General features: G+C 67.9%; 18 protein-coding genes. 1 reads left to right on the plus strand and 17 read right to left on the minus strand.

From position 1 onward, the window contains the following. Positions 1-52: 52 nt before the first annotated feature. From rpsA to ABD729_RS00380, 7 genes are all read right to left on the minus strand, one after another. Complete coding sequence (rpsA, locus tag ABD729_RS00350; protein ID WP_344708165.1) at positions 53-1,762, minus strand: 30S ribosomal protein S1; 1,710 nt, start codon at positions 1,760-1,762, stop codon at positions 53-55. Between the two features lie 297 nt (positions 1,763-2,059). Continuing rightward, positions 2,060-3,925: a signal peptide peptidase SppA gene (gene sppA / locus ABD729_RS00355; protein WP_344708166.1), complete on the minus strand. Its 1,866-nt coding sequence runs from the start codon at positions 3,923-3,925 to the stop codon at positions 2,060-2,062. Between the two features lie 79 nt (positions 3,926-4,004). Beyond that, positions 4,005-4,340, minus strand: a complete 336-nt coding sequence (locus ABD729_RS00360; RefSeq protein WP_344708167.1) for a tRNA-binding protein — start codon at positions 4,338-4,340, stop codon at positions 4,005-4,007. Then, positions 4,337-5,017 (minus strand): class I SAM-dependent methyltransferase, encoded by a 681-nt coding sequence (locus tag ABD729_RS00365; RefSeq protein ID WP_344708168.1) that lies wholly within the window; start codon positions 5,015-5,017, stop codon positions 4,337-4,339. Before ABD729_RS00365 ends, ABD729_RS00360 begins: the two co-directional genes overlap by 4 nt. Before the next feature lie 82 nt (positions 5,018-5,099). Then, positions 5,100-6,227 carry a peptide chain release factor 2 gene (prfB, locus tag ABD729_RS00370; RefSeq protein ID WP_344708169.1) on the minus strand — a complete coding sequence of 376 codons (1,128 nt, stop codon included), beginning with the start codon at positions 6,225-6,227 and terminating at the stop codon, positions 5,100-5,102. A gap of 70 nt (positions 6,228-6,297) precedes the next feature. Next, a complete protein-coding gene (locus ABD729_RS00375) occupies positions 6,298-8,877 on the minus strand; it encodes a penicillin-binding protein 1A (RefSeq protein ID WP_344708170.1) in 2,580 nt (859 codons plus the stop codon). Between the two features lie 49 nt (positions 8,878-8,926). Then, the gene (locus ABD729_RS00380; protein WP_344708171.1) at positions 8,927-9,802 is read right to left on the minus strand and encodes an N-acetylmuramoyl-L-alanine amidase family protein; all 876 of its coding nucleotides are present in this window, start codon (positions 9,800-9,802) and stop codon (positions 8,927-8,929) included. A gap of 348 nt (positions 9,803-10,150) precedes the next feature. Here ABD729_RS00380 and ABD729_RS00385 point away from each other — a divergent pair, with 348 nt between their 5' ends. Continuing rightward, positions 10,151-12,796: an Rne/Rng family ribonuclease gene (locus ABD729_RS00385; protein ID WP_344708172.1), complete on the plus strand. Its 2,646-nt coding sequence runs from the start codon at positions 10,151-10,153 to the stop codon at positions 12,794-12,796. Positions 12,797-12,826: 30 nt separating this feature from the next. Here the strand turns inward: ABD729_RS00385 and ABD729_RS00390 are convergent, their stop codons facing one another. From ABD729_RS00390 to murG, 10 genes are all read right to left on the minus strand, one after another. Further along, positions 12,827-13,459, minus strand: coding sequence for an NAD-dependent epimerase/dehydratase family protein (locus ABD729_RS00390; protein WP_344708173.1), 633 nt, complete (start codon positions 13,457-13,459; stop codon positions 12,827-12,829). Continuing rightward, positions 13,459-14,619, minus strand: a complete 1,161-nt coding sequence (locus ABD729_RS00395) for a deoxyguanosinetriphosphate triphosphohydrolase (RefSeq protein WP_344708174.1) — start codon at positions 14,617-14,619, stop codon at positions 13,459-13,461. Before ABD729_RS00395 ends, ABD729_RS00390 begins: the two co-directional genes overlap by 1 nt. Then, positions 14,616-16,121 carry an SPOR domain-containing protein gene (locus ABD729_RS00400; RefSeq protein ID WP_344708175.1) on the minus strand — a complete coding sequence of 502 codons (1,506 nt, stop codon included), beginning with the start codon at positions 16,119-16,121 and terminating at the stop codon, positions 14,616-14,618. Before ABD729_RS00400 ends, ABD729_RS00395 begins: the two co-directional genes overlap by 4 nt. A 182-nt stretch (positions 16,122-16,303) precedes the next feature. Continuing rightward, complete coding sequence (gene ftsZ, locus ABD729_RS00405; RefSeq protein ID WP_344708176.1) at positions 16,304-17,677, minus strand: cell division protein FtsZ; 1,374 nt, start codon at positions 17,675-17,677, stop codon at positions 16,304-16,306. Positions 17,678-17,828: 151 nt separating this feature from the next. Further along, positions 17,829-19,085: a cell division protein FtsA gene (gene ftsA / locus ABD729_RS00410; RefSeq protein WP_344708177.1), complete on the minus strand. Its 1,257-nt coding sequence runs from the start codon at positions 19,083-19,085 to the stop codon at positions 17,829-17,831. Next, entirely contained in the window at positions 19,085-19,996 is a 912-nt protein-coding gene (locus ABD729_RS00415) for a cell division protein FtsQ/DivIB (RefSeq protein ID WP_344708178.1), read from the minus strand. The genes ftsA and ABD729_RS00415 overlap by 1 nt, the downstream gene beginning before the upstream one ends. Further along, positions 19,993-20,919 carry a D-alanine--D-alanine ligase gene (locus tag ABD729_RS00420; protein ID WP_344708179.1) on the minus strand — a complete coding sequence of 309 codons (927 nt, stop codon included), beginning with the start codon at positions 20,917-20,919 and terminating at the stop codon, positions 19,993-19,995. Before ABD729_RS00420 ends, ABD729_RS00415 begins: the two co-directional genes overlap by 4 nt. After that, positions 20,916-21,854, minus strand: a complete 939-nt coding sequence (gene murB, locus ABD729_RS00425) for a UDP-N-acetylmuramate dehydrogenase (protein WP_344708180.1) — start codon at positions 21,852-21,854, stop codon at positions 20,916-20,918. The genes ABD729_RS00420 and murB overlap by 4 nt, the downstream gene beginning before the upstream one ends. After that, positions 21,851-23,299 carry a UDP-N-acetylmuramate--L-alanine ligase gene (gene murC / locus ABD729_RS00430; RefSeq protein WP_344708181.1) on the minus strand — a complete coding sequence of 483 codons (1,449 nt, stop codon included), beginning with the start codon at positions 23,297-23,299 and terminating at the stop codon, positions 21,851-21,853. Before murC ends, murB begins: the two co-directional genes overlap by 4 nt. After that, positions 23,296-24,459 (minus strand): undecaprenyldiphospho-muramoylpentapeptide beta-N-acetylglucosaminyltransferase, encoded by a 1,164-nt coding sequence (gene murG, locus ABD729_RS00435; RefSeq protein ID WP_344708182.1) that lies wholly within the window; start codon positions 24,457-24,459, stop codon positions 23,296-23,298. The genes murC and murG overlap by 4 nt, the downstream gene beginning before the upstream one ends. Between the last annotated feature and the right edge of the window lie 6 nt (positions 24,460-24,465).

Here is a 24,465-nt window from a genome sequence, read left to right on the forward strand (position 1 = left end):
CCTGGCCGCGATATGAAAAGGGCGGCACCCGAAGATGCCGCCCCGTTCAGGCTTACTTCTTGTTGGCGCGCTCGAGAGCGGCACCGAGGATGTCGCCGAGCGACGCGCCCGAGTCGGACGAGCCGTACTGCGCCACTGCCTGCTTCTCTTCGGCGATCTGCATCGCCTTGATCGAGAAGGTCGGCTTCTTGGACCGGTCGGTGCCGGTGACCATGGCGTCGAACTTCTGGCCGACCTGGAAGCGCTCCGGACGCTGCTCGTCGCGGTCGCGGCCGAGGTCCGAGCGCTTGATGAAGCCGGTCGGGCCATCCTCGTCGACCTGCACGGTGAGACCACCGTCCATGACTTCGAGCACGGTGACGGTCTTGACCTCACCCTTGCGCGCGCCGTCGCCGCCGGTCGCACCGCCCGCCGCGACACCGCCGCGCTCGAGCTGCTTCATGCCGAGGCTGATGCGCTCCTTCTCGACATCGACGTCGAGCACGACCGCTTCCACGGTCTCGCCCTTGCGGTGAAGCTGAAGCGCTTCCTCGCCCGACACGCCCCAGGCGATGTCCGACATGTGGACCATGCCGTCGACGTCGCCTTCGAGGCCGATGAACAGGCCGAACTCGGTGGCGTTCTTGACTTCGCCCTCGACCTGGCTGCCGACCGGGTGCTTCTCGGCGAAGTCGCTCCACGGGTTGGTCTGGGCCTGCTTGAGTCCGAGGCTGATGCGACGCTTTTCGCCGTCGACCTCGAGAACCTTGACCTCAACTTCCTGCGAAGTGCTGACGATCTTGCCCGGGTGGACGTTCTTCTTGGTCCAGCTCATCTCGGAGACGTGGACCAGGCCTTCGATGCCGGCTTCCAGCTCAACGAACGCACCATATTCGGTGATGTTCGTGACGCGGCCCTGGAACACGCCGCCGACCGGATACTTGGCGGTGGCGCCTTCCCACGGATCGCTCTCGAGCTGCTTCATGCCGAGGCTGATGCGCTGGGTGTCGCGGTTGATGCGGATGATCTGCACCTTCACGGTGGCGCCGATTTCCAGCACTTCCGAAGGGTGATTGACGCGCTTGTAGCTGATGTCGGTGACGTGCAGCAGGCCGTCGATGCCGCCGAGGTCGACGAAGGCGCCGTAGTCGGTGATGTTCTTGACGACGCCCTCGATGACCTGGCCTTCGGCGAGGCTCTGGATCAGGCCCGAACGCTGCTCGGCGCGGGTTTCCTCGAGGATCGCGCGGCGCGACACGACGATGTTGCCGCGGCGACGGTCCATCTTCAGGATCTGGAACGGCTGCGGCAGGTCCATCAGCGGCTGGACGTCACGCACCGGGCGGATGTCGACCTGCGAACCCGGAAGGAAGGCAACGGCGCCACCGAGGTCGACGGTGAAGCCGCCCTTGACGCGGCCGAAGATCACGCCGTCGACGCGGTTGCCGGCAGCGAATTCGCCTTCTAGCTTGTCCCAGGCGGCTTCGCGGCGGGCGCGGTCGCGGCTGAGCATCGCTTCACCCTGCGAGTTCTCGACGCGGTCAACGAACACTTCGACCTGGTCGCCGACCTTCAGCTCGGCCTTCTGGCCGGGGGCGGCGAACTCGCGCAGCGGAACGCGGCCTTCGCTCTTCAGGCCGACGTCGATGACCGCAAGGTCGTTCTCGATCGCGGTGACGGTGCCGATGACGACGCGGCCTTCGAAGGCCTCGTTCTCGCCGCCAAGGCTTTCGTTGAGGAGCGCGGCGAAATCGTCGCGCGTGGGATTGGCAACAGTGGCCATGAGTATGGGTAGTCCTTTTCGTGCTCGGTCAAGTTTGCCGCCAGCCTTCCCGTAATGGGCAGGCTTTCCATAAGGCGGACCTGGCAAGCGTTGCTGTAAGGCCGTTCACCCGCCTCATGCGGGACGAACGGGCCGTGCCGGCTGGCATCGGGCGCGGCGCCGGACCGAGCGATTGGCCGTGGTAAAGGACGACGAACAGCTGCTGACGGCGCGCACCCGGGTTCTTCCACCCGGAACGACGAGCGCGCCCTTAGCCGAAGAGAGCGGGAAGAGCAATCGCCCTCCCCACCGCGGCGGTCAGCTCAGCAGGGCGAGGAGGCGGGCGAGCCAGCCCTGCCGGGGGACCGCAGAGACCGGGCGAACGTCGGCCGGACCGCAGGCGAGACAGCGTGCCTGGATGGTCGGGCCGCCAAGCAGCAGCTCGGCCTCCTGCAGCACCGATGCGGCAAGCGCATTGGGATTGGCGCGGATTGACGCGAAGGGGTCGTTCTCGCTCGCTTCATCGTCGTCGTTACGCAGGAGACCTGCCAGTTCGGCACGCCAGCTGCCCTTGCGGTCGAGATAGGTGAGCCCGCGATTGTCGGCATCGAGCCCGGCCATCTCGGCCGCCTTGGCGACCGCTTCGTCCATCCCGCCGAACTGGTCGATCAGCCCGATCTGGCGCGCCTGCCCGCCCGACCAGACGCGGCCCTGGCCGATGGCGTCGACCTGTTGCGGGGTCTTGCGGCGGGCTTCGCCGACGATATTCAGGAACTTGCCGTAGGTGCTTTCGACACCGAGCTGGATCAGCTGGCCGGCTTCGGGCGAAATCCCCTTGAACAGGTCGGGCTGCCCCGACAGCGGTGTGGTGGCGACGCCGTCGGCGTTGATGCCAAGCTTGCTCAGGCTGCCCTGGAAGCTGGGGAGGATGCCGAACACGCCGATCGAGCCAGTGATGGTCGAGGGCTCGGCGAACACATATTGCGCGCCCGACGCGACCCAATAGCCGCCCGAGGCCGCGACATTGCCCATCGAGGCGACGACCGGGATCTTCTGCTCGCGCGCAGCCAGCAGGGCCTGGCGGATGCGTTCGGAGGCAAGCGCGGACCCGCCGGGGCTGTCGATGCGGACCACCAGTGCCTTGATCTTGCCAGACCGCAGGCCCTTCTCGATCGTCTCGACGATGCTGTCGCCGCCCGCCGTGCCAAGCGGCGCCTTGCCGTCGACGATGTTGCCCGCGACGGTCACGACACCGATCGGCCCCGTCCCGCGATCGGGGCGGACTTCAGCCGCGATATAGCGATCGAGGCGGATCCGCTTGTAGCCGCCGGCGAGCTTTTCATCGACGCCGCCGAGGTCGGCGAGGCGCTTGTCGAAGGCGCGGCGATCGCCGACCGTATCGACCAGCCCCGCCCGCTTCGACGCCGCCGCGAAGTCGCCGCCCGAAGCCTGCACCAATTGCACCGGCTGCTTGAGGGCGAGATCGACGTTCGCCTTGGGCCGCGACTTGCGGATGTCATCGCGCCAGGTTTCGAACAGGGCGCCGGCCAGCGCCTGCGCGTTTTCGCGGGCTTCGGGGCTCATGTCGGAACGGGTGAAGGGCTCCACCGCGCTCTTGAACTTGCCGACCTTGAAGACATTGGCGGTGACGCCGAGCTTTTCGAGCAGGCCGGCAAAATAAAGGTTGTTGCCGCCCGGGCCGCTGAGCTGGACGCCGCCCATCGGATTGACCCAGATCTCGCTCGAATGCGCCGCGAGCTGATAGCCACGATCGGCATAGCCGGTGGCGTAGGCAAGCACCGGCTTGCCGCTGCGCCGCACTTCGTCTAGCGCCTCGCCGATGTCGGCTACGACCGTCTGCCCGGCCGAAAAACCGTCGAGGTCGAGCGCGACCGCTTTCACCCGGTCATCGCTCTTGGCCTTGAGGAGCGCGGCGCGCACGTCGCGAAGCGCCAGGGGACCCGGTCCCGAACTGCCCCCGGCGAGCGCGAAGGCATCCTGTTCGGCGGGCTGTTCGACCACGCCTGAGCGCAGGTTCATCACCAGCACGCCGTCGCTGACCGAGGGCGTCGGCCGTGCGGACAACAGGGCGTAGAGCCCGAGGAAGAAGATCAGCATGAAGAGGAGGACAAGCGCGTCCTTGACCCCGACCAGGAGCCCCCAGATGGCTTTGGCTACGCGCATGTCTGCTGTTCAACCCCTACTCTATGCCTGGCCCTGAGATAGGAGTGATGCCGGCCGTAGGGAAGCCGGACTTGCGGCCCTAGTGCATCCGCGCGCCGTCGGGGACCGGATGATCGGGCGCGAGCAGTGTAATGCGGCCGTCCGAATCCGACAGGCCGAGCACCAGCACCTCGCTCATGAAGGGGCCGATCTGGCGCGGCGCGAAGTTGGTGACGGCGATCACCTGCCGCCCCACCAGTTTCTCGGGCGTGTAGAGCGCAGTGATCTGCGCCGAGCTGCGGCGGGTGCCGATCCCGGGACCGAAGTCGATGGTCAGCTTGAACGCGGGCTTGCGCGCTGCGGGAAAGGATTCGGCGGCGACAATGGTGCCGGCGTGGATCTCGACTTTGGCGAAGTCGCCGAAGGCGATGGTCATTCGGGCATCGCGCAGGGTTTGATCGCGGCGGGCGCGGGGCGCGGTGCGGCGATGCGGAAGGCGGCGAAATAACTGTCCCCGCCCGGAAGGCGCTCAAAGCGCTGCAGGCTGAGGCCGAGTGCCGCGAGTTCGCACTTGAGGCGCGCGGGAGGAATTCCGTGGCGCTTCACCGGCCGGTCGGCGTCGACCACCACCACTTCGCCGCCCTGCCGCAGTCCGCCGATGAGGTGCCACAGGAAGGCGTATGGGTCGGTCACCTCGTGATACATGTGCACGAGGAAGATGCGGTCGAGGCTGGAAGGAGGAAGGCTGGGATCGCTCGGCTCTCCGAGGCGCACCGCGACATTGTCGAGCTTTTCGCGCTGGACGCGCTCGGCCAGCCGGTCGCGGACTTCGGGCACGATGTCCTGCGCCAGCACCCGTCCGCGGATTCCGACGAGGGGGGACAGGCGCACGGTATAATAGCCCTCGCCAGCGCCGATGTCGGCGACCGACATGCCGGGCTTCACTTCGGCCGCGGCGACCACCGCCTCGAATTCGCCGACGCGGTCGCGCACGTCCTCGGTCGAGAAAGCATCGGAGACGATCGGCGCGACATCGCGGCCGGCGGGCGGAAAACTCGCCGGCTCGCTCTGGGCGCGGCAGCCTGCGAGGAGGGCGCATCCCAGCAACAGCACGTTTGCCCTGAGCGAATTCGAAGGGCGTCTGCGCCTGCGTCCTTCGACTTCGCTCAGGACGAACGATGATTGCTCATGCATCCTAGTCGACGTCCTCCACCTCGACCTTTTCGCCGGTCACGCGCTGGCTGAGCGCAGCGGCCATGAAGCGGTCGAGGTCGCCGTCGAGCACGTCGCCCGGCGCGGTGGAGGTGACGCCGGTGCGCAAATCCTTGACTAGCTGGTAGGGCTGCAGGACGTAAGAGCGGATCTGGTGGCCCCAGCCGATGTCGGTCTTGGCCGCCTCGGTCTTGTTGGCCTCGGCCTCGCGACGCTGCAGCTCGGCCTCGTAAAGCCGGGCCTTGAGCTGCTTCATCGCCTCGGCCTTGTTCTTGTGTTGCGAGCGCTGGTTCTGGCACTGCACCACGATGTTAGTGGGCAAGTGGGTAATGCGCACCGCCGAGTCCGTCGTGTTGACGTGCTGCCCGCCGGCGCCCGAGGCGCGGTAGGTGTCGATCTTGAGGTCGCCTTCGTTGACCTCGATGTCGATGTCGTCGTCGACTTCCGGATAGACCCAGACCGAGGCGAAGCTGGTGTGCCGGCGCGCCGAGCTGTCGTAGGGGCTGATCCGGACGAGACGGTGGACGCCGCTTTCGACCTTGAGATTGCCATAGGCATTTTCGCCCCTGATCAGCAGGGTCGCCGACTTGATACCGGCCTGCTCGCCGGCGTGGAAGTCGACCAGTTCGACCTTCATCCCGTGGCGTTCGGCCCAGCGGCTATACATGCGCTGGAGCATGCCGGCCCAATCCTGGCTTTCGGTGCCGCCGGCGCCAGAATTCACCTCGACGTAGCTGTTGTTGGCATCCGCCTCGCCCGCGAGGAGCGCCGCGACCTTGTCGCGCTCGGCCCGTTCGGCAAGGTCGGACAGCGCGATCATGCCATCGTCGACGAGGCCCTCGTCGCCCTCGGCTTCGGCCATCTCGATCAGCTCGACCGTGTCGGCGAGCTCGCTTTCGAGCTTGCGCGTCGCGGCGATCGCTTCTTCCAGCCGGCGGCGTTCGCGCATCACCTCCTGCGCGGCCTTGGGGTCATTCCACAGGGCCGGATCCTCGACCTTGCCGTTCAGCTGCTCGAGCCGCTTCAGCGCGCGATCCCAGTCGAGGAAGCGGCGCAGCAGGGCGGTGGCGGCATTGACCTGGTCGATGTGGGCCTGCGCTTCGGCGCGCATGTCAGAGAAGTCCTTTCACTCAGGCACCGCGCGGAGCCGGGCGCTCGAACGAGCGGATGCTGGCGGCGTCCTAGTAGATTCCGCCCTGCCTTGCCAAGAAGTCCTCTTGGGCCTTGGCGGGTTCGGCTGGTTTCACCGCCTGGTCGCGTGGGCGCGGCGGCGCCTTGCGGCGGGGAGCGGCCTTGGCTGCGGCATCGGCGAGTTCGGTTTCCTCGCCGGCGCGGCGAAGGGTGCGGCGCGGTTCGCTCTCGGGCTGGAAGGCTTCCCAGATCACCGCCGACTTGGGATCCTCGCGGACCGGGAAGGTGCCGAACACGCGGCGCCCGGTGACGCGGTCGATGCGGACCATGCGGATACCCTTTGGCGCGACGAAGGGCGTCGGTGGCACGTCCTTGAAAGCCGCTTGCGCCCATTGCTTGAAGATCGGCGCGGCGATGCGTCCGCCCTGCGCCGCTCCGCCGAGCGAGCGCGGCTGGTCGTAGCCGATATAGGTGCCGGCGACGACGTCGGGGGTGCCGCCGACGAACCATACGTTGGTCGGGCCGGTGGTGGTGCCGGTCTTGCCGAACAGCGGGCGACCCAGATCGCGCAGCGTGGTCGCGGTGCCGCGTTCGATCACGCCGGTCATGACGTGGACCATCTGGAACGCGGCCTGCGGTTCGAGCACCTGCCGCGAGCGGCTGGGCGGACGGGGCATGGCGCCGCCGTCCCAGTCGGGCGCATTGCAGCGGCCTTCCATGATCGCGCAGCGATTGTCGGTGCGGAAGATGACCTTGCCGTCGCGATCCTGGACGAGATCGATGATCGTGGGGATTACCGCCCGGCCGTGATTGGCGAGGATGGCATAGGCGTTGGTGAGCTTGAGGACGGTGGTGTCACCGGCGCCGAGCGCGATCGACAGATAGTTGGGATAATCGCCGACGCCCAAGCGGCGGGCGGTGTCGGTCACCTTGGCCATCCCGGTCTGCGAGGCCGCACGCACGGTCATCAGGTTGCGCGATTGTTCAACGCCCCAGCGAAGCGTCTTCGGGCCGGCATAATTGGCGTCGAAGTTGCGGAAGCATTTGTTGCCGAGGCCAGCGCCCTGCCACACGCAGAAGGGCGCGTCATCGATCAGCGTCGCCGGGGTCATGCCGTTGGCGAGCGCGGTGTAATAGACGATCGGCTTGAAGGTGGAGCCAGGCTGGCGCTGTGCCTGCGTCGCGCGGTTGTAACTCGCGCCGATCGCATCGAATCCCCCCTGCATGGCAAGCACGCGGCCGGTGCGCACTTCCTCCGCGACGAAGGCGCCGCCGACCTCAGGGATGGACCGGATGGCGTAATTGTCGCCCGCGACCTGCTTGACGATGATCACCATGCCGTCGCGCAGATTGGAATAGGCGCTGCCACCCCCACCCCGCTTGGGCATGATGGCATTGCCCGCCGCAAGCGTGCCGGTCGATCCGTCCGTGAAGCCGATCCGTGCGCTGATAGTACCCTTGTCGAGCACCACCGCCTTGCGCCAGTCGGGAAAGCCGGTGCCGAGTGCGGCCCGGTCGAGCTGCCCGCGCCAGTCGCCATTGGTGTCGATGGAAAGCCCGGTGTCGCGCCAGCCGCGTCCGCCATCGAAGGTGGCAAGCCCTTCGCGCAATGCTTCGGCCGCAGCGTCCTGCATGAGCGGGTTCATCGACGTGCGCACCCACAGGCCGCCGGCATAGACGCTGTTCGGCCCGGCCTTGGCATCCTCGCCATATTTGCGCAGCAGTTCGCGGCGTACTTCTTCGGTGAAATAGCCGCCGACTTCGCGGAACTTGGCGTTGGAGCCGAGGCGGATGGTGCCGAGCGGCGAGGCGCCCGCGGCGCTGGCGTCGGATTGCGAGATGAAGCCATTGTTGACCATTTCGCGCAGCACATAGTTGCGGCGGTCGAGCGCGCGCTGGGTCTGGCGCAGGGGATCGTAATTGCTCGGCGCCTTGGGCAGGATCGCGAGGTAGGCGGCTTCGGGCAAGGTCAGGTCGGTGACGTCCTTGTCGAAATAGGCCCGCGCCGCCGCCTGCACGCCATAGGCATTACGGCCAAGGAAGATCTGGTTGAGATAAAGCTCGAGGATCTGTTCCTTGGTCAGCGTATTTTCGAGCCGGAAGGCAAGGATCGCCTCGCGGATCTTGCGGCTGACCGCATATTCGTCGTCCTGCAGAAGCGCCTTGGCGACCTGCTGGGTGATGGTCGATCCGCCGCGGGCACGCGAGCCGCCCGTCGCCTTCTTCAGCGCGAAGTCGCCGACCGCACCGACGAGGCCGGGATAGTCGATCCCGCCGTGGCTGAAGAAGGTCTTGTCCTCGGCCGAGATGAAGGCCTGGATCACCATCGGTGGATATTCGTCGTAGCTGAGTTCGACCCGCCGCTCGCGAGCGAAGGTGCCCACCGGCTGCCCGTCGACGCCGCGGATGTTACTGGGAAGGGGCGGCTGATAGGCGAGCAGCTTCTCGCTCGACGGCAGGCCGGCCGCGAAGAACAGCCACACCAGCACGAACAGGAAGTAGAGTCCCAGCACGCCAAAGCCGAGCAGCCGCAGCCACCTCTTGCCCGCCCAGGCAGCACGCAGGCGGTCGGCGGCGGCATGGTGGCGGTCGAGCCAGGCCGGGGTCGAAGAGGTCGCTACGGCGTCCATGGGGGGCGGCTCTACTCGCTTGGCAAGACGGGGGAAAGCGCTTCTCTTATCAACGCGTGGCGGCGACTTGCGCTTCCACCGCGCGGGCCAGTGCCTTCACGATCTGGCCGCGCTTGACGGGGTCGAGAAGCGTCGCCTCGTCCGCCGCATTGCTCATGTAGCCGGCCTCGAACAGCAATGCCGGGGCGCCCGAGCGGCGGAGCACGCGGAACGCGGCGAAGCGATGCGGTTCGGGGCGAAGGAGGACGGTTCCGCGCGCCTCGCGCAGAACGCGCAGCGCAAAGTCGGCGCTGGCATCCATTTCGTCGCGCGCGGCAAGGTCGGACAACAGGCCGCGGACGGTGGGTTCGGGCACGCTTGCCACCGCCCCTTCCCCGTTCTGCCGCGCGGCGAGCATCGCGGCATCGGCATCGCTGGCGACTTCGGACAGGGAATAAACCGTTGCCCCGCGCGCCGAAGGGTTGGGCGCACTGTCGGCGTGAATGGCGATGAACAGGCCGGCACCGAGGCGGCGGGCAATCGCCGCGCGATCGTCAAGGGTGAGGTAGGTGTCGCCGTCGCGGGTCAGCGCGAGCCTGACCCGCCCGCGGCGCGCCAGTTCGTCGCGCAGTTCGCGCGCGATCAGCAAGGTGACGTCCTTTTCGCGGGTAGCCCCGCTCGCGCCCGGCGCGCCGCCGTCGCGGCCACCGTGACCGGCATCGATCACCACCAGCGGCCGTCCCGGCGTTCGCGCCTCGATGATGCGGACGTCGGCGACCGCCGGCGACAAGGCGATGCTGAGGCCGCCCTGGCGCGCTTCGCCAGCGACGGCGAGGTCGAGCCCGCGCTGTTCGCCTTCGCGGCTGAACAACACCGTGGCCGCGAGCGCGACCACGCCCGCGCCGAGCAGCGACAGGAGCAGAACAGTTCGGGACGGGCGGCGCATTTGCGCGACCCTAGCGCGGCGTTGCTCCGCGGCAAGGAGGCTGCTACGAACCAGTTTGTCCGTACCGGCCATCCTTGGCCTGGGCCCGGATCATAGCCGGGGGTCCGATGACAGGGCGGCACTACCGGCGTCGTACAGGTTGATGCTGATCCATGAAGTTCAAGAACGCGCTTGTTGATCCTGCCGAAGAGAGCAGCGACGCGCGTTTTCCGGCGATCGCCGGAGAGCAAACATCAGCAGATGCACCCACTTTGATCGCCATTTCCGCCGGCCCTACTGCGCCGGCGATGGCCGCAACACGCGCGCGCAGACTGACCCTGTTCAGGGCGCGCGCCCGGAGACTATTCAATGACCACGCGCATGCTGATCGACGCGCGCCACCCGGAAGAGACCCGGGTCGCCGTCGTCCAGGGGAACCGGATCGAGGAGTTTGACTTCGAATCCGCCGAGCACAAGCAGCTCAAAGGCAATATCTATCTCGCCAAGGTAACCAGGGTCGAACCGTCGCTTCAGGCGGCCTTCGTCGACTATGGCGGAAATCGCCACGGTTTCCTCGCCTTCAGCGAGATCCATCCCGACTATTACCAGATTCCCAAGTCCGACCGCGAAGCGCTTCTGCGCGAAGAGGCCGAACATGCCGCGGAAGAAGAGCGCCTGCGCTCCGAGGCCGAGGATCATGACGAGGACGAGGACGGTCCGCTCGACCCGCACCACGAGGACGACGGCCACGACGATCGCCCCGAAGAGCCGGAAGGCGAGCTCGACGGCGAAAACGACGACAACCAGGGCGATCCGGAAGACGGCGAACGCCCGCGTCGCGGCGGCCGCCGCAGCCGCAAGGACGAAGCCGCCGACGAGGTGCGCCGCAAGCGCCTCAATCTGCGCCGCCGCTACAAGATCCAGGACGTCATCCAGCGCCGCCAGGTGCTGCTGGTCCAGGTCGTCAAGGAAGAGCGCGGCAACAAGGGCGCCGCGCTGACCACCTACCTCAGCCTCGCAGGCCGTTACTGCGTGCTGATGCCCAACACCTCGCACGGCGGCGGGATCAGCCGGAAGATTTCCAACGGCTCCGACCGCAAGCGGCTGAAGTCGATCATCTCCGACCTGAAGCTGCCGGAGACGATGGGCCTGATCGTCCGCACCGCGGGCCTCGAGCGCACCAAGACCGAGATCAAACGCGATTTCGATTACCTTGCCCGGCTGTGGGACGAGGTGCGCGAGAAGACCCTGTCGTCGAGCGCGCCCGCGCTCATCTACCGCGACAGCGACCTGGTGAAGCGCGCCATCCGCGACCTTTACCACCGCGACATCGACCAGGTGCTGGTCGAGGGCGAGGACGGCTACAAGGCGGCGCGCGGCTTCATGAAGCTGCTGATGCCGAGCCACGTGAAGAAGGTGCAGTCGCACAATGATGCGACCCCGCTGTTCCAGCGCTACGGCGTCGAGGATCAGCTGGCGGCGATGTATCATCCGCTCGTCCAGCTGAAGAGCGGCGGCTACATCGTCATCAACCCGACCGAGGCGCTGGTCTCGATCGACATCAACTCGGGCCGGTCGACGCGCGAGCATAATATCGAGCAGACCGCGTTCGCGACCAACCTCGAGGCGGCGCAGGAAATCGCCCGCCAGCTGCGGCTGCGCGACATGGCCGGCCTCGTCGTCATCGACTTCATCGACATGGAACAGAACAGCCATGTCCGGAAGGTCGAGAAGGCGATGAAGGAGGCGCTGAAGAACGATCGCGCCCGCATCCAGGTTGGCCGGATCAGCAGCTTCGGCCTGATGGAAATGAGCCGCCAGCGCCTGCGCACCGGCGTGCTGGAAGCCTCGACCAAGGCCTGCCCGCATTGCGAAGGCACCGGCCTGATGCGTACCGCCTCGTCGGCGGGCCTCAGCGCGCTGCGCATGATCGAGGACGAAGCGGCCCGTGGCCGCGGCGACCGGGTCTGCCTGCGCGCCGGAAGCGAAGCCGCGGTCTATGTCCTCAACAAGAAGCGCGCCGAACTGGCCGACATCGAAGCGCGCTATGGCGTTTCGGTCGAAGTGCTGGTCGATCCCTCGTTCGAGGGTGCGCGCATGGCGGTCGACAGTTCGGGCCCGCGCCCGATCGTCCCGGTGCGCCAGCTTGCGGCGCCCGCCCCGATCGACGACGAGCCCGAGGTCGACGAGGAGGAAATCCTCGACGAGTTCGAGGAAGACGAGATCGAGCAGCGCGAAGAGCGCGGCGAACGTGGTGCACGCGATGAAAGCGACGAGGACCGCTCGCGCCGCCGCCGCCGCCGCCGCCGTGGTGGCCGCAACCGTCGCCGTGATGGCGAAAGCGAAGGCGGCGAGTTTCAGCAGGCCGAAGGTTCCGACGAGGACGAGGATCGCCAGCAGCCCGCCGAGCTCGATGCAGAGGGCGGCGACGCTCCGGCAGTCGAAGACGAGGCCGGTAGCGAAGACGAACGGCGCAAGCGTCGTGGCCGTCGCGGTGGTCGTCGCAGGGGTGGCCGCGGCCGTGACCGCGAGGAAGGTGAGCGCCAGGAAGGCGGCGAGGACCTCGCTCCCGAAGCGGGCGAAGCGCCGATGGTCGAGCCGGTTCCGAGCGAAGACCCTTCGCCCGAGGTCGTCGAGGCCCAGCCCGAAGCCGAGCCGGTTGCCGAGGAGAAGCCCAAGGCGCGTCGTCGTCCGCGGGCGCGCAAGGCCGATGCGGTTGCCGCCGAAGCGGAGGCTCTCGCCCCCGCGCTCGAGGTGAGTGCGCCCGAGGCTCCGGCCGATCCCGCGCCGCAGGAAGCTGCCGCCGAGGAGAAGCCCAAGCCCAAGCGCCGCTCGCGCGCCAAGAAAGCCGAAGCTGCCCCGGAGCCCGAAGCTGCGGCCGAACCTGCCGCTGAGCCGGTCCTCGAAAGCGTTGGTGCGACCGACGAGGTTGCTTCCACTGCGCCGGAAGCAGGACCCGAGGAAGGATCGTCCCAGCCCGCCCGCAAGGGCTGGTGGTCGCGGACCTTCGGCTGATGATGGTGCCCCGGCGAGAGCCGGGGCCACCTAGGCGGCGAGCGCCCTGATCTCGCGGTTGTGATGGATAAAGCGCCCCGGTTGCTCGCGGCCGGCAAGCGCTGCCATTGCCCGCGCGACCAGCCCGGCGTCGATTGCCGCGTAGCGATCGAGCGGCCCGCGCAGCAGTAGGTTGAGCACCGGGCCGAGCGCCTGGCCAGCCGCCTCCGCCGGGCGGCGTTCGGACCGCTCCCCAAGCAACAGCCCAGGCCGGAATACGTCCACCCGCTCGAACCCGAAAGCGGCGATGGCCTGCTCGACCTCGCCCTTCAACCGCAGATAATCGTTGCGGCTGTCTGCGTTCGCGCCCGACGAGGAGACAAGGAGGAACTGCCGCGCCCCGGCCTCGCGGGCGGCAGAGGCGAAGGCCAGAACGGCATGCCGGTCGACTGCCTCGAACGCCGCCCAGCTGCCAGCAGCCTTGCGGGTCGTACCGAGCGTCGAGATCGCAACATCGATATTCTCGCCGCTGAGAAGCCCGGGCCATTGCGCCATGTCGCCGATCTTCTCGTGCGCCGCGCCGCTCGGGCGCCTTCCAAGCGACAGCAGGGCGTGACGGGCCTGCAGCAACGGCCACAACTGCCGCCCGATCAGCCCCGTCGCACCGATCATGGCCGCTCGCATCAGAACTTCTCCGGAAGCTCGACCGGGCCGATCAGGGCTTCGTGACGCTTGATCGCGAAGGGGTCGGTCATCCCCGCGATATAGTCGGCGATATTGCGGGCGGTGGCGACTTCGTCCTCGCCGCGGTGCCAGGCGTCGGGCAGCAGGCGGGGGTCGGCGAGGTAGGCGCGGGCGAGATTGCCAACCACCCGCTGCGCCTCGATCCGCACCGGCTGCAGCGCCGGGGCATTATAGAGGTTGGCGTAGAGGCACTTCTTCAAGGCCCGCTCCTCCGCCGCAAGTTCGGCAGAGAAGCCGGCCAGCGGCCGACCCGCGGCGCGCACTTCGGCCAGCGTCTCGACCCCAGACTCGGCCACCCGGCGGCGGGTCTCGGCCAGCAGGTCGCCGACCATGGTCCCGATCTGGTCGCGGACCAGCGCTTTGATCTTGCGGTCGAGCGGCAGGTCGGGCCAGCGCTGCTCAATCGCCTGCCAGTGCCGCGCCACGAACGGAAGCTCTAGAAGGAGGTCGAGCGGGAGCACGCCTGCCCGCAGGCCATCGTCGATGTCGTGATTGTCGTAGGCGATGTCGTCGGCAATCGCGGCGACCTGCGCCTCGAGGCTGGCGTGCGAGCCCAGCTCCAGCCCCACCGCGGCATCGACCCCGGCCAGCGCCCATTGAGGGTTCGCCACCGGGCCATTGTGCTTGGCCAGCCCTTCGAGCGTCTCCCACGTCAGGTTCAGCCCGTCGAACGCCGGATAAGGTGTCTCCAGCGCGGTCACCAAGCGCAGCGTGTGGCCGTTGTGATCGAACCCGCCCGCCGCCCGCAGCGCCTCGTCCAGCGCATCCTCGCCAGCATGGCCGAACGGCGGATGGCCAAGATCGTGCGCAAGGCAGAGCGCCTCGGTCAGGTCCTCGTTTAGGCCGAATGCTCGGGCGATGGTGCGGCCGATCTGCGCGACTTCGAGGCTGTGGGTCAGTCGGACGCGGTAATGATCGCCATCCGGGGCGACGAACACCTGGGTTTTGTGACGCAGGCGGCGGAAGGCGATCGAATGGACGATCCGGTCGCGATCGCGCTGGAAGGCATCGCGGGGACCGCGCGGGCCGTCGTCTGGCTCGGCATGAAGCCGGCCGCGACTATCGGAAGGACGCGCGGCGATACCGGAGGGCAATTTCACTTCGATGCGAGCTTCTCGAGCTTGAGGCCGGCCGGTGCGTTCCAGACGAAGCCTTCCAGCTTGGCGGCGTGTAGGTCGTTCACGAATTCCTGCGCCTCATCGGCGTCCTTGAACGGCCCGATCACCAGCCGCGACCAGCCCTTCACCGCCGACACCAGCGGCTGGCGAGTCCGGAACAGCGACGACTTGGTCTTGCGGATGCGCTCATATTCCTTGCTCATGCGGTCGGCATTGGCGCCGCCCGCAAGCTGCACATAGATGCGCGACGAGGAAGCGCCAGCCTTGGCCGGCTTGGCCTCCTCCTCCTCCGCCTTGCCGCGGGTCTTTGTGTCCTTGTCCGTTTTCGCGGCCTTGACGGCGTCATCCTTACTGTCCTTGGCCGCAAGCTTAAGCGGCTTGGGCTCGACCTTGGTGCCGCGCTTGGTGACCTTGAGGACGGGGTCATCCGACGCCGGGCGGCTGGCGAGTTCGCGCTCGGGTGCCGGCGTCCGGCGGGTCAGGCGCTCGACGATTGGCTTGGGCGCGGGCGGCGGCGCGGGAAGTTTCACCAACGTGCTCTCGATCGAGGCCAACCGATCTTCCTGCGGCTTGCTGGCCGGCGGGGCTTCGTCGGTCTTGGCGGGAGCAGGCTTGACCGACGACGCGACGCGCACTTGCCGGACCCTCGCCTCACGCACCGGCTGAGGTGACGATACGGGTGCCGGCGGCGTTTCTGCCGCCTGTGCGGCCGCGAGCGCGGCCCCCTCGGCAGGCATGATCCCGAGGTGAACCGCGGCCGCTTTCTGTCCCGGTCCGAGCGAGGCAAGGCGGCGAAGGAAGGGATCAAACCCATTGCTGGCACCCGGCAGCAAGGCAGCGATTGCCGCTCGCGCGCCGTCGAGATCCCCGCCGAGCGCGAGGATGAAGGCGCGCGTCCGCCGGGCGGCGGCGTCACGGCGGGCAAGCAAGGGATCGAGCGTTGTCAGCGCCTCGGCCTTGCGGCCCGAAATCGCGAGGCTGAGCGCAAGCCGGCGGCGGGCTTCTTCCTGGTCGGGCCCGGCGAGCACCGCGCGATAATCGCTCTGGGCTTCGGCCTGCCGACCTAGCAAGTCGAATGCCAGCCCGCGGTCGAGCGCGATCAGGCTCTGCGTCGCGCCGAGCGCCTGCGCCTGTTCGAACAGGCCGAGCGCGGCCTGTGCTTCGCCCATCTGCGCCATTGCCGAGCCCTGCCCCGCCTTTGGCGCCCAGTGATTGGCGTTGATCTCCTCGGCGCGGCCGAAGAAGCCGATCGCCGCCTGCGCATCACCGAGGCGAAGCGCTGCACGGCCGGCCCCGAGCAGGGCATCGTAATTCTTCGGATTGATTGCGATCAGCCGCACGTTGCGGGCGAGCGCCGCCTCCGGGCTTTCGACCATTCCGGCCACCGGCGCGGGCGGCGGCTCGGGCGGCCTCCCTCCGATATACTGGGCCGCGGCCGCCTGCGGCAAAAGCGCAGCAGCCACCACCAATGCTTTGTATGTCATCCCCATCCCGTCGCCGGGTCTAGCTGAGCCTTGGCTGAGCGGAAGCTACCGGGGCGATGAGGCGAGGGCTCCAGCGGACGAGTTGAAGCTGTCCCGGAAACAAGAAGGGGCCCGGCGCTACCGCCAGGCCCCTTCTCATACGATCCCTTTCCGCTCGCGGCGGATTGGGCGGGATCTTGCTCTTACTGGTTGCCCTGGCGGTTGAGGAAGCGCGGAATGTCCAGCGGCTCACGGCGGAGGCTGGGGGTCGGCTCTTCCTCGATCTTGCCGCCGGCGCGGGCCATGCTGCTCATCCGTTCGAACAGTGTGCCAGCCTCGCGCTTGGGCGCAGGAGTGGTTTCCTCGTCGACCGGCGGGGCGATCGGCGGGGTGCCGACCGGGCTGGTCAGGATGTCCTCGCTGTCGAGCAGCAGCTCGTCGCTGTCGTCACTGGTGCCAAGGTCAAGCGGTGCCGGAGCGGTCGCGGTCGGCGCAGCCGGAGTGGCGGCCGTCGGCGCCGGGGTCGCCGCGGTGGAGCGGGTCGGGAAGGTGAACACCTTGGTCGGCGGAGTCATCATTCCGCTGGTGCTCGGGGTGGCCTTGGTGGCCTCTTCAGCCTCGATGCCGGTCGCAACGACCGACACGCGGATCTTGCCGTCGAGGTCGTTGTTGAACGCCGAACCCCAGATGATGTTGGCGTCGGGGTCGACCAGTTCCTTGATGTGGCTGGCGGCCTCGTCGACTTCCATCAGGCGCATGTCTTCGCCGCCGGTGATCGAGATGATGACGCCCTTGGCGCCCTTCATCGACACGCCGTCGAGGAGCGGGTTGGAGATCGCCTTCTCGGCGGCTTCGATCGCGCGGTTGTCGCCCGACGCTTCGCCGGTGCCCATCATCGCCTTGCCCATTTCGCCCATCACCGAGCGGACGTCGGCGAAGTCGAGGTTGATGAGGCCGGGCATCACCATCAGGTCGGTGATCCCGCGAACGCCCTGCTGGAGGACCTCGTCGGCCATCTGGAACGCTTCCTTGAAGGTCGTGTCCGAGTTGGCGAGGCGGAACAGGTTCTGGTTCGGGATGACGATCAGCGTGTCGACGTGCTGCTGCAGTTCGGCGATGCCGGATTCGGCGGCGCGGGTGCGGCGCGAGCCTTCAAACGCGAACGGCTTGGTGACGACGCCGACGGTCAGGATGCCCTTGTCGCGGGCGGCCTTGGCCATCACCGGAGCGGCGCCGGTCCCGGTGCCGCCGCCCATGCCGGCCGCTATGAAGCACATGTGCGCCCCTTCGAGCGCGCGCTCGATCTCTTCCATCGCCTCTTCAGCCGCGGCGCGGCCGATTTCCGGACGGGCGCCGGCGCCAAGGCCTTGCGTGATCTTGTGGCCGAGCTGGATGCGGCGATCGGCGAGCGAGGCGTTGAGCGCCTGCGCGTCGGTATTGGCGACCGCAAAGTCGACGCCCTGGACGTCGGCGCGAATCATGTTGGCAATGGCGTTGCCGCCCGCACCGCCGACACCGATCACGGTAATGCGCGGCTTCAGCTCATCCACAGCCGGCCGGACGAAATCGATGCTCATGTGGTGGGACCCCCGCTCGTCAACGCGTTGAACTTGTAAGCGTGAATCTATGATTCACCGCTCTTTGCGGCACAAGCGGAAAAGTTAACTCTTGTGCCGATTTTCGGGCGAAGCGTGTCTGGAGAGACTCAGCCGTCCCGCGATGGGACGATCAGGCCCTGCCCCGCCGGAAGGTAGAAACCAGCCGGTTGAGCAATCCGCCGCCGCTTACCGCCGGCTTCTTGCCGGGCAGCGCGAGGTCGATGAGGCCATCGGGCTGGGTCGCCAGCATAACCAGCCCGACCAGGCTGCTGAAGGCCGAACCGCTGTGCGCATCGGGCAAGCCGGTGATCGCCCGCGGCCTTCCGACCCGCACCGCGCGGCCGAGCACGCCCTGCATGTAGTCGGCGATATTCTTGAGCTCCGCCCCGCCCCCGGTCAGCACGACCTGGCGCCCGACAGGCTTCACGAACCCCATGTCCTTCAACGCATCGTCGATCTCGGCAGTGATCCGCTCGACCCGCTGGCGGATCACGGTCATCAGTTGCGCGCGGCTGATGCGGAGCGGTTCGGCCCCGTCCTCGGCGCCGATCGGCAGCGCTTCGACCACTTCGTGATTGTCGCGCGGGCTGGTCATCGCGGATCCGTGGAAACATTTGATCCGCTCCGCGTCGCGCCGGCGCACTCCGAACGCCGCGGCGATGTCGTCGGTGATGTCCTTGGCGCCCAGCGGGATCGAGCGCAGCGCCACCAGCATTCCGCCGATGTGAAGAGACACGTTGGTGACCTCGGCCCCGAGCTCGACCAGCGCGACGCCGATGTCGCGTTCTTCCTGGCTGAGGCAGGCCAGCGCGGCGGCGACCGGCGAGGCGACAATCGCGCGAACGCCAAGATGCGCCTGGCGGATGGTGAGGTCGACATTGCGCAGGGGCGCTTCGTCGGCGGCGATGACGTGGATATCCACGCCCAGCCGGCTGGCATGCATCCCGACCGGCGAGCGGACGCCCTCGACATCGTCGATGGTGTAAAGGGCAGGATTGGCGTGGAGCGTGACCTGCCCCGGCCGGTCGACGGCCTGGCGGCCGCTTTCGAGCAGCGCATCGACGTCGGCAGGCTCGACCTGATGGCCGCCGATCTCCACCTCGACGGTGGCAAGGCCGCTGCTGAGGCCGCCGGCGCCGTAGCTCGCCCAGACGTCCTCGATGGTCTGGCCGCTCATCCGCTCGGCCTGCTCGACCGCTTCGCGCACCGCCACTTCGGTCGCTTCCATGTCGGTGACGAACCCGCGCTTCACGCCGCGGCTCTGGCGCTGGCCGGTGCCGAGGACGCGCGGACGGCCTTCCTCGTCCAGCGTGCAGACGAGAGCAGAGACCTTGGACGATCCGATGTCGATGGCGCCGATCAGGACTGGCGCGTCGCGACCCGCCATTATTGCGCCGCCTCGGCATTGGTGGCGGGCGGCGGCGTGGCACCGGGCGGCACGCGGACGATCATCTTGCCAGGGACGCGAAGGTCGAAGCGGATCATGTCCCGCCCCAGGAGGCCGGTCGAGCTGTCCATCTTGGCGAAGCGCTTCAGCGCCCGCGCGGCAGCGGCATCGGTTTCAGGCAGGGACACGGTTTCTCCGGTAGCAAAATTCAGGTCCCAGCGCCGCCCGCCGATCCAGCTTGCCGAAACAAGCTGCGGCTTGAGGGTGGGCACGCTGTCCATCATGCGGCGGAGCGGCACCGCCTTGGCATTGGCCCCGGGCCCGATCAGCAGCGGCAGGTCGGGCATGCGGTCGACCGGCACGGCGTCGAGCACCACCCCTTCGCTGTCGATCAGGCTCAATCGGCCCTGGTTCTGCCAAACCGCGCTCGGCGTTCGTTCGACGAGGTCGATGACCAGGCTGTCGGGCAGGCGGCGCGACACGCGCGCGTCCTTGACCCAGCCGAATTGCAACAGGCTGTCGCGGATGCAGTCGAGGTCGACCAGTGCCTGTGCCGGCTCGTCGGTCCCGATCGGCGCTTCTTCGGCAGCACGGCGAAGCTCGTCGGTGACGACCGCATCGACCTTGCGCCGTTCCATGTTCTTCAAGCCGACGATCTGATAGCTCGCGACCTTGAAGCCCGCTTCGCCCGTCGCCGCACCGGTCGCGCGCAGGGCCTTGCCCGGCAGGTCAAGCGCGATCAGCGCGACGATTGCCATGATCGCGACCAGCGCCAGGAAGGCATAGCGCGCGAGCTTGCCGCTTCCTGCGGGCCAGGGCGACGCCGCCGCCGCACGGGCCGGGGCCTTGCGCGCAGCCGGCTTGCCCCGCCCCTTGCCGGAAGCCGGGCGCTTGATAGTCTGCGCGTTCATTGCAGCGCCTCGGCAATGATGCGCTCGACCAGTTCGCCGTACGAAATGCCGCGCTGCCGCGCCTGTTCGGGGACCAGGCTGAGCGGCGTCATCCCCGGCTGCGTGTTGGTTTCGAGGAGGTAGATCCCCTTGTCGCCGTGCGCATCGTCCCAGCGGAAGTCCGAACGGCTGGCGCCCTTGCAGCCCAGCACCCGGTGCGCGGTCAGCGCCATGTCGAGCATCGCCTGCGCAATCTCGTCCGGGATCTGGGCCGGGCACACATGTTCGGTCATGCCGTCGGTATATTTGCTGTCAAAGTCGTAGAAGCCCTGCCGCGGCTTGAGCTCGGTGACGCACAGCGCCTCGTCGCCGAGCACCGCGACGGTAAGCTCGTGACCGGCGACGAACGGCTCGGCGAGCAGTTCGTCGAAGTCGTTCCACGGGCCCGCGGTGTCGCGTCCGATCGGATTGCCGTAATTGCTTTCGTCGGTGACGATCGCGACCCCGACCGAGGATCCTTCATTGACGGGCTTCAGCACATAGGGCCGCGGGATCGGGTCGCGCTCGAACAGCGTCTCGGACCGGACCATGGTGCCTTTGGGCATGCGAACGCCGGCCGGCACCAGCAGCAGCTTGGTCAGCTCCTTGTCGATGGCGATCGCGGACGTGCTGAGTCCGCTGTGGGTGTAGGGAATGCCCATCAGATCGAGCATGCCCTGGACGGTGCCATCCTCGCCGGGATGGCCGTGCAGCGCGTTGAAGACGATGTCGGGTCGCAGTTCCTCGAGGACGCGGGCGACATTGCGGTCCATGTCGACCCCGGTGACCCGGTTCCACCCGCGCTCGCGCAGGGCCTCGGCGACGCCCTTGCCGCTCATCAGCGAGACCTCGCGCTCGGACGACCAGCCGCCCATCAGCACGACAACATGAAGGTCCCGGTTCACGCACTCACTCCTACAGAGCCTTGTTTGGCGTGGTCGGCATAGATTCCGACACGCTGGATTTCCCACTCGAGCTCGGTCCCGCTGTGCGCTCGAACCCGGGCGCGGACCTCTTCGCCAAGGGCCTCGATGTCCGCACTTCTCGCGGTACCGAGGTTGAGGAGGAAGTTGCAATGTTTCTCGCTGACCTGTGCTTCGCCAATGGTCAGGCCGCGGCAGCCGGCAGCGTCGATGACTTCCCACGCCTTCTTCGGCAGAGGGTTCTTGAAGGTCGATCCGCCCGTCTTGCTGCGCAGCGGCTGCGAGGCTTCGCGCGCGGCGGCGATACGGTCCATCTCGGCCTGCACCGCGGCTGGTTCGGCCGGATGACCCCGGAAGATGGCGGACACCACGATCGCGCCGGCGGGAAGGTCGGAATGACGGTAGGTGTAGCCAAGATCGGCGTTCGTCAGCGTTACCAGTTCGCCCGAGCGGAGGACGACGGTGGCCTCGACCAGGATATCCCTGACCTCGCGTCCGTAGGCGCCGCCGTTCATCCGCACGAAGCCGCCGACGGTGCCCGGAATGGAGCGAAGGAATTCGATCCCGCCGATTCCGGCGTCGCGCGCCGAGGAGGAGACGAGGATGCCCGAAGCGCCGCCGCCACATTCCAGCGTCACGGCGTCCACCTGGCTGACTTTGGCGAACGGCTTGCCAAGGCGGACCACCACGCCCGGGACCCCGCCATCGCGGATGATGAGGTTGGACCCGAGGCCGAGCGCCATAACCGGCGTGGCGGGGTCGAGCGCGGCAAGGAAGGCCTGCAGGTCGGCGACGTCGGCCGGCTCGAACAGGCGTTCGGCGGCTCCGCCCGACTTGAACCACACCAGGGGTGCGAGCGGGGCTTGCGCCGTCAGGCGGCCGCGCACTTGCTGGCCCAGGGTCTGCGCCTCGCTCATCCCTGGTCGCCTGCGGTGCCGGGTGGCGGAGCGGCCTTGAAGCTGCGCTCGTTGCCGATCGCCTTGGCAAGGCCGGCTGCCCATTTGGTGATGTCGCCGGCGCCCATGCAGATCACGATGTCGCCATCGGCGGCGAGGTCACGCAGGGTGCGGGCGAGGTCGGCGGGGCCGTCGACGGTCTGGACCATGCGATGGCCACGCGCCCGGATGGCTTCGGCGAGGGCAAGCGCATCCGCGCCCTCGATCGGATCCTCGCCGGCGGCATAGACCGGGGCGACCAGCACCGTGTCGGCTTCGACAAAGGCGTTGGCGAAATCCTCCATCAGCCCCGCGAGCCGGGTGTAGCGATGCGGCTGGACGACCGCGATGACCCGCTCGGAGGTGCTGTCGCGCGCAGCGGAAAGGACGGCGCGGATTTCCACCGGATGGTGGGCGTAATCGTCGATGATAACGGTTCCGTCGACCTCGCCGACGCGGGTGAAGCGGCGCTTGACCCCGCCGAACCGTTCGAACCCTCCGGCGATGCAGCTATCGGACAGGCCAAGCTCGAGCCCGACCGCGATCGCGGCCAGCGCGTTCTGGACATTGTGGCGGCCCGGCATCGGCAGCGTGACGCCCTCGATCCGCCGCCGCTCGCCCGAGCGTTCGAGCACCAGCGCGTCGAAGCGGGTCACCCCGCCTTCGGTCGTGACGTTTTCGGCCTTGAGGTCCGCCGCCGCCGAAAAACCGTAGGTGACGACCCGCCGGTCCTTGATCCGGCTCAGGAGGTTGGCGACCTCCGGATGGTCGATGCACATCACGGCGAGACCGTAGAACGGCACGTTTTCGACAAATTCGACGAACGCGTCCTTGGCCTTGTCGAAGTTTCCGTAATGATCGAGGTGCTCGGGATCGATGTTGGTGACCACCGCGATAGTCCCGTCGAGCCGCAGGAAGCTGCCGTCGCTTTCGTCGGCCTCGACCACCATCCAGTCGCCCTTGCCGAGGCGCGCATTGGAGCCATAGGCATTGATGATGCCGCCATTGATGACGGTCGGGTCGAGCCCGCCCGCATCAAGCAGCGCCGCGATCATGCTGGTGGTCGTCGTCTTGCCATGGGTGCCGGCGACCGCGACCGTGTTCTGCATCCGCATCAGCTCGGCCAGCATTTCGGCGCGGCGGACGCGCGGGATGCGGCGGCGGGCGGCTTCCTCGACTTCGGGATTGTCGGCGCGAATGGCGGTCGAGCAAACGACAACTGCCGCCTCGCCGAGATTGTCGGCGCTCTGGCCGATCATCACGTCGATGCCGACCTTGCGCAGGCCCTCGGTGACGTAGCTCTCGCTCGCGTCGGAGCCCTGCACCTTGTAGCCGAGGTGATGCATGACCTCGGCAATGCCCGACATGCCGATCCCGCCGATCCCGACGAAGTGGATGGTGCCGATGTCGGTGCCGACCGCCTTCATGCCGTCGCTCCCGCCGGAGCGAGGCCAATCGAGGGGGTCGCGGCCTTGATCGCGGGGCCGACCAGCGCCGGGCGGTCGCCCTGCCCGATCCGTTCGACGAGGTCGGCAAGATCGCGGGCCGCGTGCGGGCGGCCGACCGACAGCGCCCGCGCCGCGGCATTGGAGAGCGCTTCGGGATCGTCGGCCAGCGCCTCGATCTGCCGGGCCAGCGCCTCAGGCGTGAATTGTGGCTGCGGGATCATCCGCGCGCCGCCAGCCCGCGCCAGTTCGCGTGCGTTCGCGGTCTGGTGATCGTCGGTGGCGATCGGCAGCGGGACAAGGATCGCGGGGCGGCCGGCCGCCGTCAGTTCGGCAATGGTCGAGGCGCCCGCACGGCCGATCATCAGGTGGCAGGCACCCAGCTTGTCATCCATGTCGCGAAGGTAGGTCGACAGCTCCGCCGGGATGCCGAGATCGCGATAGGTATCGCGAACTCGTTCGATGTCGTCGGGCCGGCACTGCTGCACCACCTGCAGGCGGTGGCGAAGGTTTTCGCTCAATTCGCCAAGCCCCGCCGGCACGATCTCGCCAAGCACGGTCGCCCCCTGGCTGCCGCCGGTGACGAGGAGCTTCAGGGGCGCGAAGGAATCGAAGGCCGGGAAAGGCAGTTCGCCCAGTTTGACGATGCTGGAGCGCACCGGATTGCCGACCAGGGCGACCTTGCGTTCGTGTCCGGGCTTCAGCCGCTCGACCCGTTCATATGCTGTTGCGATCGCCGCCGCGTCACCGGCGAGCAGGCGGTTGACCCGGCCCAGCACCGCATTCTGCTCGTGCAGCACGGTCGGGATCCTGAGCGAGGACGCCGCGAGCAGCGCGGGAAAGGCGGGATAGCCCCCGAAGCCGACGACTGCATCGGGCCGGTGTTTGCGGTACAGCGTCTTGGCCTCGCGTCGGCCGGCCATGACCGAACGCATCGCCTTCAGCATGCCCCACGGCGTCTTGGTCAGCCGTCCAGCCGGGAGGATATGGACGGGAACGTCGTCGAACAGCCCCGGGATTCGCGACCCGCGGGCGTCGGTGATCAGGAGGACGCCATGCCCGCGCGCCTTGAGTTCGGCGGCGAGGGCATGGGCCGGGATCATGTGCCCGCCGGTTCCGCCGGCCGCGAGGACGAAGTTCATTCCGCC

The organism is Sphingomonas humi, from assembly GCF_039536725.1.
Classification (GTDB): domain Bacteria; phylum Pseudomonadota; class Alphaproteobacteria; order Sphingomonadales; family Sphingomonadaceae; genus Sphingomicrobium; species Sphingomicrobium humi.

Excerpts from the sequence above, each read along its gene's own strand:
- rpsA (WP_344708165.1), bottom strand. The coding sequence starts at position 1,762 with ATGGCCACTGTTGCCAATCCCACGCGCGACGATTTCGCCGCGCTCCTC.
- sppA (WP_344708166.1), bottom strand. The coding sequence starts at position 3,925 with ATGCGCGTAGCCAAAGCCATCTGGGGGCTCCTGGTCGGGGTCAAGGAC.
- ABD729_RS00360 (WP_344708167.1), bottom strand. The coding sequence starts at position 4,340 with ATGACCATCGCCTTCGGCGACTTCGCCAAAGTCGAGATCCACGCCGGC.
- prfB (WP_344708169.1), bottom strand. The coding sequence starts at position 6,227 with ATGCGCGCCGAAGCGCAGGCCCACATCGACCAGGTCAATGCCGCCACC.
- ABD729_RS00375 (WP_344708170.1), bottom strand. The coding sequence starts at position 8,877 with ATGGACGCCGTAGCGACCTCTTCGACCCCGGCCTGGCTCGACCGCCAC.
- ABD729_RS00380 (WP_344708171.1), bottom strand. The coding sequence starts at position 9,802 with ATGCGCCGCCCGTCCCGAACTGTTCTGCTCCTGTCGCTGCTCGGCGCG.
- ABD729_RS00385 (WP_344708172.1), top strand. The coding sequence starts at position 10,151 with ATGACCACGCGCATGCTGATCGACGCGCGCCACCCGGAAGAGACCCGG.
- ABD729_RS00390 (WP_344708173.1), bottom strand. The coding sequence starts at position 13,459 with ATGCGAGCGGCCATGATCGGTGCGACGGGGCTGATCGGGCGGCAGTTG.
- ABD729_RS00400 (WP_344708175.1), bottom strand. The coding sequence starts at position 16,121 with ATGACATACAAAGCATTGGTGGTGGCTGCTGCGCTTTTGCCGCAGGCG.
- ftsZ (WP_344708176.1), bottom strand. The coding sequence starts at position 17,677 with ATGAGCATCGATTTCGTCCGGCCGGCTGTGGATGAGCTGAAGCCGCGC.
- ftsA (WP_344708177.1), bottom strand. The coding sequence starts at position 19,085 with ATGGCGGGTCGCGACGCGCCAGTCCTGATCGGCGCCATCGACATCGGA.
- ABD729_RS00415 (WP_344708178.1), bottom strand. The coding sequence starts at position 19,996 with ATGAACGCGCAGACTATCAAGCGCCCGGCTTCCGGCAAGGGGCGGGGC.
- murB (WP_344708180.1), bottom strand. The coding sequence starts at position 21,854 with ATGAGCGAGGCGCAGACCCTGGGCCAGCAAGTGCGCGGCCGCCTGACG.
- murC (WP_344708181.1), bottom strand. The coding sequence starts at position 23,299 with ATGAAGGCGGTCGGCACCGACATCGGCACCATCCACTTCGTCGGGATC.
- murG (WP_344708182.1), bottom strand. The coding sequence starts at position 24,459 with ATGAACTTCGTCCTCGCGGCCGGCGGAACCGGCGGGCACATGATCCCG.